Genomic DNA, 14,096 nt, shown 5'->3' with positions numbered 1-14,096 from the left:
CCGGGTGCGTGCCGGCCGGGTGCGCGCCGACCTCGGCGTCGCGGCGAGCTCGGCGCCAGTCCCTAGGGTGGGCGCATGCGCGCGTGGGTCCAGGCAGTCAAGGGGCACCCGAGCGGGGTCCTGCTGGTGGCCCAGCTCGTGGCGGTGCTCGCGTACCCGTTCTTCGGGGACACCCCGGGCGGGCGGACCGCGATCGGGATCTTCGGCGTCCTGGTCCTGCTCGTCGCCGTGTATGCCGTGCGCGCCACGCCGGCCCTCACCTGGGTCGCCGTCGTCATCGGGGTCCCCGTCGTGGCCCTCACGGTGGCGGAGGGGCTCGCGCCCGACAACGAGGCGGTGCTCCTGTGGTCGGCGCTGCTGCACGCGGCCTTCTACGGCTACACCGGCTACGGCCTGATCCGGTACCTCTTCGACGACACCTGGGTGACGCGGGACGAGATCTTCGCCGTCGGGGCGAACTTCACGGTCGTCTCGTGGATGTTCGCCTACCTCTACCTGGCGCTGCAGGTCCTGTACCCGGGGTCGTTCGTCGCCTTCCAGGGCGAGGGCACCCGCACCTTCCTGGAGCTGCTGTACCTCTCGTTCGCCAACCTGACCAGTGTGGGCCTGTCGGACGTCATCGCCGTCCTGCCGCATGCCCGTGCCGTGGTGATCATCGAGCAGGTGGCCGGGGTCATGTACGTCGCGCTCATCATCGCCCGCGTGGTGGGCCTGACCATCACGCGCTGGCGCAACTGACGTCGCGACGGCGCCGGCTCAGCTGCCTGTCGTCCTGGCGGGGGCGTCGAGCTCCGCGATCGTCGCCAGACTGGGGCCGCGCTGCTCCTGCAGGGCCCGCGCCCCCTCCTCGGCCTGCTCCATGACACGCAGGATGTTGCCGCTGGTCAGCTTGCCGAGGTCCTCGTCTGACCAGCCGCGGTCGGCAAGCGCCTCGAGCAGCCGTGGGTACCCGGTGACGTCCTCCAGGCCCTCGGGCAGCTCGGCCACGCCGTCGTAGTCGCCGCCCAGCCCGACGTGGTCGACACCGGCGACCTCCCGCACGTGCTCGACGTGGGCGACGACGTCGTCCAGCGTCGCCTTCGGCGTCGGGTGCTGTGCCTTGTAGGCGTCGTAGAACGGGGTGTAGGCGTCGGCGTCCGCCGGGGTGACGCCCTGCTCGGCGGCCACGGCGTTGAGCTCCTCGCGCCAGGCAGCCGCGTCCGGGTTCACGAACGTGGGGACGAAGGTGACCATGCACACGCCGTTGTTGTCGCGCAGCGCCTCGAGGACGTCGTCGGGGGCGTTGCGCGGGCTGTCGCAGACGGCCTTGGCGGAGGAGTGGCTGAAGATCGCAGGGGCCTCGGCCACGCGCAGGGCGTCGCGCATCGTGTCGGGGGAGACGTGCGAGAGGTCGACGAGCATGCCGATCCGGTTCATCTCCCGCACCACCTCGACGCCGAACGCGCTCAGGCCGTGGTGCACGGGCTCGTCGGTGGCCGAGTCGGCCCAGTCGACGTTGCTGTTGTGGGTGAGCGTCATGTACCCGACACCCAGCACCCGCAGCATCCGCAGGGTCGCGAGGGAGTTGTTGATCGAGTGGCCGCCCTCGGCGCCGAGCAGCGAGGCGATCCGCCCCGACTCCCAGGCCGCACGCACGTCGGCTGCCGTGCGTGCGAAGGCCAGCTCGTCGGCATACCTGGCCACCATCTGGTGCCCCGCGTCGACCTGCTCCAGCGTCGCGCTCACCGCGTCGTCACCGGCCAGGGACGCGGGCACGAACACGGACCAGAACTGGGCCCCCACGCCGCCGCGGCGCAGCCGCGGCAGGTCGGTGTGGGTCGGCGTGCCGCCCGCTCCGACGTCGAGCCGGTCGAAGTCGTAGCGCACCTTCTCGCGCGCCTCCCACAGCAGGTCGTTGTGCCCGTCGAGCACGGGCTGGCGGGTGAGCAGGGCGGCGACGCGGTCGGCGGTGGCGGTCATGGCGGCCACGCTACCGATGCCGGTCCACGGCGCGGCCACCCCTAGAGTGGGCGGCATGAGCACGACCGCACAGCGCAGCGTCGCCCTGGTCACCCTGGGGTGCACCCGCAACGAGGTCGACTCCGAGGAGCTGGCCGGACGCCTGGCCGCCGAGGGGTGGCTGCTCGTCGACGACGCCGACGAGGCGGACGTGGCCGTGGTCAACACCTGCGGGTTCGTGGAGCAGGCCAAGAAGGACTCCATCGACGTGCTGCTCGAGGCGTCCTCGCGCAAGGGCGAGGGCCGCACCAAGGCCGTCGTGGCCGTCGGCTGCCTCGCCGAGCGCTACGGCCAGCAGCTCGCCGACGAGCTGCCTGAGGCCGACGCGGTCCTGGGTTTCGACTCCTACGCCGACATGTCCTCGCACCTGCGGGCCGTGCTCGACGGCCACGCCCCCGCCTCGCACACCCCGTCCGACCGCCGCCGGCTGCTGCCCCTGTCTCCCGTGCAGCGCCAGGACGGCGCCGCGGGCGTGGCGCTGCCCGGTCACGGCACCACCGCCGCGGGTGCCCCCGGCGACCCCACGTCCCCCGAGCAGGCCACGGCAGCGGCGTCCCTCGATCCCGCGGACCTGCCCGACGGGCTCGCCCCCGCGTCCGGCCCGCGCGTGGTGCGCGCGCGGCTCGACGGCCGCCCGTGGGCGCCCCTGAAGATCGCGAGCGGGTGCGACCGTCGGTGCGCGTTCTGCGCCATCCCGATGTTCCGCGGCGCGTTCGTCTCGCGCCGTCCCCACGACATCCTCGCCGAGGCTCGCTGGCTCGCCGAGGGTGGCGTCCGCGAGCTGTTCCTCGTCTCGGAGAACTCCACGTCCTACGGCAAGGACCTCGGCGACCTCGCCCTGCTCGAGAAGCTGCTGCCGGAGCTGACCGCCGTGCCCGGCATCGAGCGCGTACGCGTCTCCTACCTGCAGCCCGCCGAGATCCGTCCCGGCCTGCTCGAGGCCATGACGTCCGTGCCCGGCGTCGTCCCGTACTTCGACATCTCCTTCCAGCACGCCTCGGCGCCGCTGCTGCGCACGATGCGCCGGTTCGGCGGGCGCGAGGCGTTCCTCGGCCTGGTCGAGCAGGTCCGGGCGCTGGCGCCCGAGGCCGGCATCCGCAGCAACGTCATCGTCGGCTTCCCCGGCGAGACCGAGGCCGACCTGGAGGAGCTCGAGGCCTTCCTCGTCGCCGCGCGCCTCGACGTCGTGGGCGTGTTCGGCTACAGCGACGAGGACGGCACCGAGGCGCAGGGGTATGCCGCGAAGGTGCCGGAGGACGAGGTGGCGGCGAGGGTCGCGCGGTTCACCGCCCTCATCGAGGAGCTCACCGCCCAGCGGGCCGAGGAGCGGATCGGCGAGGTCGTCGAGGTGCTGGTGGAGTCCGTCCCCGCCGCGCTCTCCGACGAAGACGCTGACGACGAGGACGGGACGTACGACGGGGACGACGAGGAGGACCACGTCGTCGGTCGAGCCGCGCACCAGGGTCCGGACGTCGACGGCGTCACCCTCATCGACCCGGCGCTGCTGCCAGGGGTCGAGGTCGGCTCGATCGTCCGCGCGGTCGTCGTCGGGACCCAGGGCATCGACCTCGTGGCGGAGCCGTGCTGAGCGAGTCGTCACCGGCCCCCGACCCGGCTGCCACGCCGGTGGCCTCGCCCGCCCCCAGCCCGTGGAACCTGCCGAACACGCTGACGGTCGCGCGGATCCTGCTCGTGCCTGTCTTCGGCTGGCTGCTGCTCGCCCGGGGCGGCGACGACACCGCGCTGCGCTGGTGGGCGGCGGCCGTCTTCGTGGTCGCGACGGCGACCGACCGGGTCGACGGCCAGCTGGCCCGGCGGCGCGGCCTCATCACCAACTTCGGCAAGATCGCCGACCCCATCGCCGACAAGACCCTCATGGGCATGGCCTTCGTCGGGCTCTCCGTCCTCGGTGAGCTGCCGTGGTGGCTCACGGTGCTGGTGCTGGTGCGGGAGTGGGGCGTGACCGTGCTGCGCTTCTGGGTGATCCGCCACGGCGTCATGCCCGCCGGCCGCGGGGGCAAGGTCAAGACGACGCTGCAGTTCTTCGGCCTGCTCATGTTCACGCTGCCGCTGTCGTCGTTCCCCGGCGCGGACGCCTGGGTGCTCGCGGCCCGCATCGTCATCGGCCTCGCGGTCGTGGTGACCGTGGTGACGGGGGTGGACATCGTGGTCAAGGCGTTGCGCATGCGGCAGACGAGCGAGCGGTCGGCGATGAAGCGCGCCCGCCGTGCGGCAGCCCGTCAGGAGCGGGCCGGCCGGCAGGAGCGGGCGAGCCGGTGACCGCCGGGAACGCGGCCCTTGCCACGCAGGTCGTGGCTGCGCTGCGTGCGGCGGGACTCACGGTGGGGACGGCCGAGTCCCTGACCGGCGGGCTGGTCTGCGGCGCGCTGACGGACGTCCCCGGCGCCTCCGCCACCGTGCGCGGGGCCGTCGTCGCGTATGCCACGGAGCTCAAGGCGGCGGTCCTGGGCGTCGACGCCGCGCTGCTCGCCCGGGGTGGTGCGGTGCAGCCCGAGGTGGCCGAGCAGATGGCACGGGGTGTGCGGACGGTGCTCGGGGTCGACGTCGGCGTCGCGACGACGGGCGTCGCCGGCCCGGACCCGCAGGACGGGCAGCCGGTGGGCACGGTCTTCGTCGCGGTGGCGGACGCGGACCGCGTGCTCGTGCGTCGACTGGGCCTGGCCGGCGACCGCGCCGCCGTGCGGGCGGGGAGCGTGGCGGGGGCGCTCGGCCTCGTGGCGGAGCTCCTGGGCCCAGGTCCGGAGGGCGCGGACCCGAGCGGCCGGCCGGAGCCCGCGGAAGAAGCAGGACCAGCCGGTCGTTGAGGCAGATGTGTCGACGAGATTGGCAGATCCCGCGCGCGCCGCGGGGGGCCCTCGGGGTAACGTGGGAACCCGCAGCACGACAGCACGACCACCGAAGGAGGCGCCCATGATCCTGCTCCGTCGCGAGCTCGGGGACGTCCTTCGCGAGCAGCGCCAGTCCCAGGGCCGGACCCTGCGTGAGGTCTCGGCCGCCGCGTCCGTGTCGCTCGGCTACCTCAGCGAGGTCGAGCGGGGCGAGAAGGAAGCCTCCTCCGAGCTGCTCGCCTCCATCTGCGGGGCGCTCAACACGCCCCTGTCCGAGGTGCTCAGCTCGGTGTCCGAGCGCGTCGCCGAGACCGAGGCGCTGACCGCGCCGCTGGCCTTGCCGCTGAAGTCGGCGCAGGTCGTCTCCGCCTCCGCCGCCTGACCTGCGGGTCCGCCTGGTGCAGGACGACCCGCCCCCGCCGGCTGCGGTCGTCGGGTCCGTGGAGCCGTACTCCGTGCCGGTCGTGGTCGAGGACTACGACCCCGCGTGGCCGGTGCTCTTCCAGGCGGAGCGCGACACCATCCGCCGTGCGCTGGGCGCGACGGCGTTGACGGTGGAGCACGTCGGGTCGACCTCCGTGCCGGGCCTGCCCGCCAAGCCCGTCATCGACGTGCTCCTGCTCGTCCCGGACTCGTCGGACGAGGGGGCCTACCTCCCCGCGCTGGAGGAGGCGGGCTACACGCTGCGGATCCGAGAGCCCGACTGGCTGGAGCACCGGGTCCTCTACCGCCGGCTCGAGGACGGAAGCCCGCACAACGTCAACGTGCACGTGTTCTCACCGGGCCGGGCCGACGCCGAGGTCGCGCGGATGCGGATGTTCCGCGACTGGCTGCGCGCCCACGCCGACGACCGGGAGCTGTATGCCGCGACGAAGCAGGAGCTGGCAACCCGCCGGTGGCGCTACGTGCAGGACTACGCGGACGCCAAGAGCGAGGTGGTCGAGGCGATCCTCGCGCGCGCCGGGGCGCCTGCCGCGCCGTAGGCGCGGCCTGCGGCTCAGGCCCTGCGGTAGGGGTTCGCGCGACCCCCGACGGAGCCCATCGGGCGCTGGGTGCGTCCGTCGTCGTCGGGCGCCAACCCACCCTGGCAGGTGGGGCAGTAGAACATCGTGCGGTCCTGCGGCGCCCTGCCGATCATGGCGACGCGGACCGTGTCGCCACACCGCCGGCAGGGCCGCCCGGAACGCGCGTGGACGAAGTGCTCCTCGCCCCGCCGTCGGGACCCGGTGCTGGACTGGACGGCGTGCTGCCGCGACACGTCGAGGAGCCGGAAGATGCGCGCCACCAGCGACTCCAGCCGCTCACGGGGCACCTCCGACGCGGGGGTCCACGGGTGCAGCCGCTGGAGGAACAGGGACTCCGAGGCCCAGAGGGTGCCCACGCCCGCGAGGTTGCGCTGGTCCAGCAGCGCGCTGCCGATCGGCTGGGGGTCGGCGGCGAGGTTCTCGACCGCGCGGGCCGGGTCCCAGGCCGGCCCGAGGACGTCCGGGCCGAGGTGCCCGACGACCTCGGACTCCCGCGCCGTCGGCAGCACCTCGAGCATGCCGAGTCGCAGCCCGATCGCCGCCCAGGTGGAGGTGCCGAGCGCGGCGCGCAGGTCCGCCCGGCGCAGCCAGCGGCCGGTCTCCTCGGCGCGCTCGACTCGCCACTGGCCCTCCATCCGGAGGTGCGAGTGGACCGTGACGCCGTTGTCCAGCCGGTGCAGCACGTGCTTGCCGCGGCTGACCACCTCGGTCGTGGTGGCGCCGGTGAGGTCGACGGTCGCGATCTCGGGGAAGCGCAGGTCGCACAGCACCAGCTCCTCGCCTGCGAGGGCCTGGTGCAGGCGGTGGGCCGTCCGCCAGACGGTGTCGCCCTCGGGCATGCGGTGGACCCCTCCTCAGCGCCGCAGCCGCAGGCCGCGCGGGGTCGCGTGGAACCCGGCATTGGCCAGCGCCTGGACGAGCGGGTGCTCGGAGCCGAGCAGCATGCCACCGTCGGCCTTCTCGACCGTCAGGCGCCCCAGCGCCCCCTCGCGCACGGCGAGCGCGAGCGCGTCGGCGGCCGCCTGCAGCCGTGACCCGTCGTCGGTCCACGACAGCAGGGTCTTGCCGCCGCGCTCGACGTAGAGGACCAGGTCCCCGTCGACGAGGACGACCAGCGACCCCGCCTTGCGCCCGGGCTGGTGACCTCGCTTGCCGCCCACGCTGCCGTCCGAGCCGGTGGTGGCGTCGCCGGACCCGCCCGTGCGCCGGCTGGGCGCCGGCTCGTCCTCGCCCGCGGCACCGTGGCCGGGGCGGTCCGGCCACGGCAGGGCTGCGCCCCACGCGTTGGCCGGGTCGGTCGCCGCCAGCACGACGGCGGCGCGGCTGCCGGACTCAGGGTCGTCGCCGGCCTGCCGGGCCCCCGCCCGCAACCGGTCGATCGCCCCCGTGGTGGAGAACTGCGCGGCACCCAGGGTCTCGACGAAGTACCCGCGCCGGACGCGGCCCGACTCCTCGGCCGCGGCGAGCACGCGGTAGACCCCGGCGAACCCGCCCGGCACGTCCTCGGCGACGACCGACCCGCGGGTCACCACGCCGTACCGGTCGAGCAGCACCTCGGCGGTCGCGTACGCGCGCACGGTGGCGTCGGCCTCGACCTCGGGCAGCAGCGACCAGCGGCCGGCGCCGGTGGGCGGTCCGCTCCGGGTGGGCAGGGACGGCCGTCCGAGCGCCCGGCCGCCCGAGAGGCTGCCGAGCGCACCCCGGCGACCGGCGTACCGGGTCGCGCGGGGGGCGGAGGTGGTGCGGCGGTGGGCGGTCCGGCCTCCGCTGAGCAGCGCCCGCACGGGCGCGAAGGTGTCGCCCGTGACGTGGCCGGACCAGACGAGCGACCACAGGTCGGTGAGCAGCTGCTCGTCGTCGGTGCTGCCGGCGGCGTCGGACAGGGTGCGGAAGAAGTAGGCGCCACCGCCGGAGAGCGCGTCGAGGACGGCCCGCTCGCCGTCGGTGAGGACGCGGTCCTCGGGCGGGGCGAGGGTGAGGTGCGCGGTGTCGGCCAGGTGCAGGGAGACCCAGCCGTCGTCGCCGGGCAGCGAGCCGTGGCCGCGCCACACGACCTCGCCACTCGAGGTCAGCTCGTCGAGCAGGGCGGGGGAGTAGTCGACCACGCGGGCGGGCAGCACCAGCGTCTCGAGCGCGCTGGCCGGCATGACCGCGCCGGCCAGCTGCTCGATCGCGCGCACGAGACCGTCGCGGCCGCGCAGGCCACCACCGACGCCCTGCCAGCTCGGCAGGAACCGCGCCAGCTCGACCGCGTCGACCGGCTCGACCTCGGCCCGCAGCGCCGCGAGCGAACGGCGGCGCAGCATCCGCAGCACCTCGGCGTCGCAGTAGTCCATGCCGTGGCGGCCTCCGCCGTTCTCGACCGGGAGCAGTTCCCCCTCGACGAGCCGACCCGACGACACGAGGCGACGCAGCGCGTCGAGGGCGACGGCCGGTCCGACGCCCCACCAGGCGGCGACGTCGGCGGCCGGGAAGGGGCCGTGGGTGCGGGCGTAGCGGGCCACGAGGTCGCCCAGCGGGTCCGGCACCGGCTCGAGGAAGGCCTGCGGCACGCCGACCGGCAGGGAGGCGCCCAGGGCGTCGCGAAGCCGCCCGGCGTCCTCGATCGCGGCCCAGCGCTCCTCGCCGGCGACGCGGACCCGGATGACCCGGCGGGCGCCCTCGAGGTCGACCAGCCACGAGCCGATCTCGGTGTGGGACAGGCCCTCCCTGGACCTGCGCTGGATCGCCGCCAGGGGCAGCGGACCCAGGACGCGCAGCAGGTCGGCGACGTCCTCGGCGTCACGGCACGCGCGCTCGGCCACGAGCCGCTGCAGCTCGGACTCGGTGCGGGTGACCTGCTCGGGGTCGAGGAGGTCACGCAGCGACAGCCCCTCGCCGCGGCCGAGCAGCTCGGCGAGCAGGGACGGGTCGAGGGAGAGGGCGGCCGCGCGCTTCTCGGCCAGAGGGGAGTCGCCCTCGTAGAGGAACTGGGCGACGTACCCGAACATCAGCGACCGGGCGAACGGCGACGGCTGCCGCGACTCGACGTCGACCAGCGTGACCTCGCGCGAGGCCACCGAGCGCATGAGCGCCTCGAGGCCCGGCACGTCGAACACGTCCTGGACGCACTCGCGCACCGTCTCCAGGACGATCGGGAAGGACGCGTACTGCGACGCGACCTCGAGCAGCTGGGCGGCCCGCTGCCGCTGCTGCCACAACGGCTGCCGGCGGTCGGGCCGTCGGCGGGGGAGCAGCAGCGCCCGCGACGCGCACTCGCGGAACCGCGCCGCGAACAGGGCCGACCCGCCGATCTCGGCCGTCACCAGGTCGTGGACGTCCTCGGGGTCGAGGGTGACGAGCTCGAGCAGCTCGGCGCCCACCCCGCGGGACCGCCCGGTGCGGCCGGGACCGCCGTCGGCCGGCTCGTCCTCGAACTCCAGGTCGGGCAGCCGGAACACGATGCCGTCGTCGCCGTGCATCGCCTGCACGTCGACCCCGAAGCGCTCCCGCATCCGCGCCGACACGCACAGGGCCCACGGGGCGTGGACCTGGCCGCCGAACGGGCTGTGCACCGCCACCCGCCAGTCGCCGATCTCGTCGCGGAAGCGCTCGACGACGATGGTGCGGTCGTCCGGGACGTGGCGGGTGGCCTCCTTCTGCTCGGCGAGGTACGCGAGCAGGTTGTCGGCGGCCCACTCGTCGAGGCCGGCCTTCTCCACCCGTGCCCGCGCCCTGGCCGGCGACAGCCCGACCACCTCGCGCACGAACGCGCCGACGGCCCTGCCCAGCTCGGCGGGGCGGCCCTGCTGGTCGCCCTTCCAGAACGGCAGCTTCCCGGGCAGGCCAGGTGCGGGCGTGACGAGCACCCGGTCGTGGGTGATGTCCTCGATCCGCCACGTGGAGGTGCCGAGGGTGAACACGTCGCCGACCCGCGACTCGTAGACCATCTCCTCGTCGAGCTCGCCGACCCGCCGGCCGGCGCCCTCGGCGGAGGCCAGGAACACGGCATACAGGCCGCGGTCGGGGATGGTGCCGCCCGAGGTGACTGCGAGCCGTTGGGCGCCCGGCCGCCCGGTGAGGGTGCCCGTGACGCGGTCCCAGACGATGCGCGGGCGCAGCTCGGCGAACTCGTCGCTGGGGTAGCGCCCCGACAGCATGTCGAGGACGGACTCGAGGATGGACCGCGGCAGGCTCGCGAACGGGGTGGCCCGCCGGACGACCTTCTCGAGGTCGTCGACGGTCCACTCGTCGAGCGCGCACATCGCCACGACCTGCTGGGCGAGGACGTCGACGGGGTTGGCGGGGATGCGCAGCGACTCGATCGCGCCGGCCCGCATCCGCTCGACGACGACGGCCGTCTGCACCAGGTCGCCGCGGAACTTCGGGAACAACACGCCCCGGGAGACCGCGCCGACCTGGTGGCCCGCGCGCCCGACCCGCTGGAGCCCGGAGGCCACGGACGGGGGTGACTCGACCTGGACGACGAGGTCGACGGCGCCCATGTCGATGCCCAGCTCGAGGCTGGACGTGGCGACCACCGCCGGCAGGCGCCCGGCCTTGAGGTCCTCCTCGATGAGCTGGCGGTGCTCCTTGCTCACCGAGCCGTGGTGGGCACGCGCGAGCACCGGGGGCGCGCCGGCCGACGTGCCGGCCTGCGCCATCACCTGGGCCGGGGTGCGCGACGCGTTGGTGTGCCGGGTGCCGACACCCGCGCGGCCGTCGTCCGCGGCGTCGCGTGGGCCCACGCTCGTGTGGTCCGCGCCCGCCCCCGCCTTGTCCCGGAGCTCGGCCATGGTCTCGAGCCGCTCCTCCCAGATCTCGTTGAGGCGAGAGGTGAGGCGCTCGGCCAGCCGCCGGGAGTTGGCGAAGACGAGGGTGGAGCGGTGGGATGCGATCAGGTCGACGATCCGCTCCTCGACGTGGGGCCAGATCGACGCACGGCGCTCGGCACCGGCCGCGGGACCGGACAGGTCGTCCTCGACGACCTCGCCGAGTTGGCTCATGTCGGCGATCGGGACGACGACGTCGAGCTCCCACTCCTTGGTGGACTCGGGGCGGACCACCTCGACCGGCCGGCCGCCGGCGAGGTAGCGGGCCACCTCCTCGACGGGCTCGACGGTCGCCGACAGGCCGATCCGCTGGGCCGGGCGCTCGAGCAGCGCGTCGAGGCGCTCGAGCGACAGGGCGAGGTGGGCGCCGCGCTTGGTGCCGGCGACCGCGTGGACCTCGTCGAGGATGACGGTCTCGACACCGGCCAGGGCCTCGCGTGCCTGTGAGGTGAGCATGAGGAACAGCGACTCGGGCGTCGTGATGAGGACGTCCGTGGGGGTGCGGGCGAAGGCGCGCCGCTCGTTGGCCGGGGTGTCGCCAGAGCGCACCGACACGGTGATGTCGGGCGGGGTGAGGCCGAGCCGGGTGGCCGCGTGGCCGATACCGACCAGGGGTGAGCGGAGGTTGCGCTCGACGTCGACGGCCAGCGCCTTCATCGGCGAGACGTAGAGCACCCGGCAGCGCCGGATCTTCTCCTGCGGCCTGGGCTCGCTCGCCAGCCGGTCGAGCGCCCACAGGAAGGCCGAGAGCGTCTTGCCGGAGCCGGTCGGCGCGACGACGAGGGCGTGCTGGCCCGAGCTGATCGCCTCCCAGGCGCCGGCCTGGGCCCGGGTGGGCTCGCTGAAGGACCCCGTGAACCACTCGCGGGTGGCGGGGGAGAAGCGGTCGAGCACGTCTGCTGCCATCAGGCGTCAAGCCTCTCACCCGCCACCGACACCCGCCGGTCTCAGACGTCGTACGTGCCCTTGATGACGAAGAAGGACCCGCGGATCGTGCCGGCCAGCTTCGACTTCTGCCGGGCGAACTTGAACTTGTCCGCCAGCTCCTCCGGCACCTCCATCCCGTCGGAGAGCTTGAAGCCGACGGCACGCTTGCCGCCGTCCTCGAGCGCGTACATGACGTTGATGGCCAGGCCGTCCTCGTAGAAGACGTACGTCCACCGGGTCCCGTCGGCCTCGAAGGAGGTCGCCTCGAGCGGCCTGGCCGCGATGGTGAGGTCGCGCTCCTCGAGCAGGACCGTGTCCACGTACTCGACGAGGTCGGACGCCTCCTCGGCGGTCTCGACCGTGAAGGTGTGGTCGTACTTGTTCTTGAAGTAGCGGGCCTCGTTCGCCCGGAGCCCGGCGAGGGCCTCGGCGACGGGGGAGCTCTCCAGCCCGGTGGTGGAGACGTCCTGGAAGTCGACGACGTGGGACATGGGTTCCTCCTCGGTTGACCCGCGTGGTGCGGGGCGTGGTCGTTGTACGTGTCGATGGCCCCTCGTGGAGATCCTTGCCGAGGCCTTCCCCCCACTGACGTCCCGGGCGGCACGGATGTGACCGACGGGCGCCGGCCGGGGTCGGACCCCGCGCCGCCGCCGTGAGCCCCACGACCGGCGCCCCCGCATGATGGTGGCGAAACTCCGCTTGACCTTGACGCAGCGTCAGGGTTGCACGCTGTCCGCATGACCACCACACCAGCGCCCACGGCGACCCGAGCAGCCACCGCCAGACCTGCCGTCGAGGTCGTGGGCCTCACCAAGGCATACGGCGACAACGACGTCCTGCGCGGCGTCGACCTGACGGTGCCGCCCGGCACCGTCTTCGCCCTCCTGGGCTCCAACGGGGCGGGCAAGACCACGCTCGTCCGCATCCTGTCGACCCTGCTCGCGGCGGACGCGGGCACGGCGTCCGTGGACGGCCACGACGTCGCGTCCGAGGCCGCCCTCGTCCGCGCGTCGATCAGCCTCACGGGCCAGTTCGCGGCCGTGGACGAGGTCCTGACCGGCCGCGAGAACCTCGTGCTCATCGCCCAGCTGCGCCGCCAGGACGAGCCGGGCCGGGTCGCGGACGACCTCCTCGCACGGTTCGACCTCGTCGATGCCGGGAGCCGTCGCGCAGGCACCTACTCCGGCGGCATGCGCCGCCGGCTCGACATCGCGATGAGCCTCATCGGCGACCCGGCCGTGCTGTTCCTCGACGAGCCGACGACGGGCCTGGACCCGCAGTCGCGGCTCGAGGTCTGGGACACCGTGCGCGAGCTCGCCGGCCGCGGCACGACGGTGCTGCTGACCACGCAGTACCTCGACGAGGCGGAGCAGCTCGCCGACCGGATCGCCGTCCTGCACGAGGGCCGGATCATCGCCGACGGCACGCTGGCCGACCTCAAGGCGCTGCTCCCACCGGTCGAGGTCGAGTACGTCGAGAAGCAGCCCTCCCTCGAGGACGTCTTCCTCGCCGTCACCGGCCACCACCGCGCCGCCGCTCCTGCCACCGCCGCCCACTCCTCCACCACCCACCCCCAGCCGACCGCGAAGGATGCCCGATGAGCACCGTCCTGCACGACACCACCGTCCTGACCAAGCGGTCCCTGCGCCACGTCCTGCGCAGCCCGGACACGATCATCACGACAGCCGTGACGCCGATCGCGATGCTGCTGCTGTTCGTCTACGTCTTCGGCAGCGCCATCGACTTCGGCGGCGGCCGCTACGTCGACTACCTGCTCCCGGGCATCCTGCTCATCACCGTGGCCTCGGGCATCGCCTACACGGCGTTCCGCCTCTTCACCGACGTGTCCGGCGGCATCGTCGAGCGGTTCCAGTCGATGCCGATCGCGCGGTCCGCAGTCCTGTGGAGCCACGTGCTGACCTCCGTGGTGGCGAACCTGACCTCGCTCGTCCTGGTCGTCCTCGTTGCCGTGCTGATGGGATTCCGTTCCGGCGCAGGGGTGCTCGCCTGGCTGGCGGTCCTCGGGATCCTCGTCCTCTTCACGCTCGCGCTCACCTGGCTGGCCGTCATCCCCGGCCTCACGGCGAAGACCGTGGACGGTGTCAGCGGCTTCTCCTACCCCCTGATCTTCCTGCCGTTCCTCAGCTCGGCGTTCGTGCCCACCGCCGGGATGCCGGGGCCGGTGCGGTGGTTCGCGGAGCACCAGCCCGTCACCTCGATCGTGGACACCATCAGGGACCTGTATGCCGAGCGGCCGGTCGGGAGCGGGGTGTGGGTCGCGCTCGCGTGGTGCGTCGGCCTGCTCGTCGTCGCGTATGCGCTGGCCATGCGGACCTACCGCGCCAGGGTCGCGTGACCCGGCACACGGCACCTGCGGCGGGGGCGCCCCCCCCGGGGGGGGGGGCCGCCCCCGGGCCGGGGGGGGGGTCGTGGCGGCGGGGCTCGTTGGGCGGGACGGCGCGGGTGAGGGGGGGGGGGGGGGGCCC

12 protein-coding genes are annotated in these 14,096 nt (G+C 74.0%); 8 read left to right on the top strand and 4 right to left on the bottom strand.

What is annotated here, in order from left to right:
* The first annotated feature begins 75 nt into the window (after nt 1-75).
* Nucleotides 76-738, top strand: a complete 663-nt coding sequence (locus ACFUC1_RS13120) for an ion channel (protein WP_379120407.1) — start codon at nt 76-78, stop codon at nt 736-738.
* Nucleotides 739-756: 18 nt separating this feature from the next.
* On the opposite strand, the gene ACFUC1_RS13115 is transcribed toward ACFUC1_RS13120, so the two are convergent.
* Nucleotides 757-1,959: a dipeptidase gene (locus ACFUC1_RS13115; protein WP_379120405.1), complete on the bottom strand. Its 1,203-nt coding sequence runs from the start codon at nt 1,957-1,959 to the stop codon at nt 757-759.
* A 55-nt stretch (nt 1,960-2,014) separates the two neighbouring features.
* Here ACFUC1_RS13115 and rimO point away from each other — a divergent pair, with 55 nt between their 5' ends.
* From rimO to ACFUC1_RS13090, 5 genes are all read left to right on the top strand, one after another.
* On the top strand, nt 2,015-3,586 hold the full coding sequence (rimO, locus tag ACFUC1_RS13110; protein WP_379120403.1) for a 30S ribosomal protein S12 methylthiotransferase RimO: 1,572 nt from the start codon (nt 2,015-2,017) through the stop codon (nt 3,584-3,586).
* Complete coding sequence (gene pgsA / locus ACFUC1_RS13105) at nt 3,580-4,278, top strand: CDP-diacylglycerol--glycerol-3-phosphate 3-phosphatidyltransferase (RefSeq protein ID WP_379120400.1); 699 nt, start codon at nt 3,580-3,582, stop codon at nt 4,276-4,278. The genes rimO and pgsA overlap by 7 nt, the downstream gene beginning before the upstream one ends.
* Complete coding sequence (locus ACFUC1_RS13100) at nt 4,275-4,823, top strand: CinA family protein (protein ID WP_379120398.1); 549 nt, start codon at nt 4,275-4,277, stop codon at nt 4,821-4,823. Before pgsA ends, ACFUC1_RS13100 begins: the two co-directional genes overlap by 4 nt.
* Before the next feature lie 106 nt (nt 4,824-4,929).
* Complete coding sequence (locus ACFUC1_RS13095; RefSeq protein WP_379120396.1) at nt 4,930-5,229, top strand: helix-turn-helix domain-containing protein; 300 nt, start codon at nt 4,930-4,932, stop codon at nt 5,227-5,229.
* Nucleotides 5,230-5,245: 16 nt separating this feature from the next.
* Nucleotides 5,246-5,830 carry a GrpB family protein gene (locus ACFUC1_RS13090; protein ID WP_379120394.1) on the top strand — a complete coding sequence of 195 codons (585 nt, stop codon included), beginning with the start codon at nt 5,246-5,248 and terminating at the stop codon, nt 5,828-5,830.
* 14 nt (nt 5,831-5,844) lie between these two features.
* Here ACFUC1_RS13090 and ACFUC1_RS13085 read toward each other — a convergent pair whose 3' ends face one another.
* From ACFUC1_RS13085 to ACFUC1_RS13075, 3 genes are read right to left on the bottom strand one after another with little or no spacing between them, the layout of a single operon-like run.
* Nucleotides 5,845-6,711, bottom strand: coding sequence for an Fpg/Nei family DNA glycosylase (locus ACFUC1_RS13085; protein ID WP_379120392.1), 867 nt, complete (start codon nt 6,709-6,711; stop codon nt 5,845-5,847).
* A gap of 15 nt (nt 6,712-6,726) precedes the next feature.
* Nucleotides 6,727-11,589, bottom strand: a complete 4,863-nt coding sequence (locus tag ACFUC1_RS13080; protein WP_379120390.1) for an ATP-dependent helicase — start codon at nt 11,587-11,589, stop codon at nt 6,727-6,729.
* A 41-nt stretch (nt 11,590-11,630) separates the two neighbouring features.
* Complete coding sequence (locus ACFUC1_RS13075; RefSeq protein WP_379120387.1) at nt 11,631-12,101, bottom strand: phage tail protein; 471 nt, start codon at nt 12,099-12,101, stop codon at nt 11,631-11,633.
* Nucleotides 12,102-12,347: 246 nt separating this feature from the next.
* Here ACFUC1_RS13075 and ACFUC1_RS13070 point away from each other — a divergent pair, with 246 nt between their 5' ends.
* Complete coding sequence (locus ACFUC1_RS13070) at nt 12,348-13,211, top strand: ABC transporter ATP-binding protein (RefSeq protein WP_379120385.1); 864 nt, start codon at nt 12,348-12,350, stop codon at nt 13,209-13,211.
* Nucleotides 13,208-13,966: an ABC transporter permease gene (locus ACFUC1_RS13065; protein ID WP_379120382.1), complete on the top strand. Its 759-nt coding sequence runs from the start codon at nt 13,208-13,210 to the stop codon at nt 13,964-13,966. The genes ACFUC1_RS13070 and ACFUC1_RS13065 overlap by 4 nt, the downstream gene beginning before the upstream one ends.
* Nucleotides 13,967-14,096 lie beyond the last annotated feature (130 nt).

The sequence above is a fragment of the Pedococcus sp. NPDC057267 genome (assembly GCF_042668795.1).
Lineage (GTDB): Bacteria > Actinomycetota > Actinomycetes > Actinomycetales > Dermatophilaceae > Pedococcus.
This window is presented reverse-complemented; position numbering and strand designations above follow the sequence as displayed.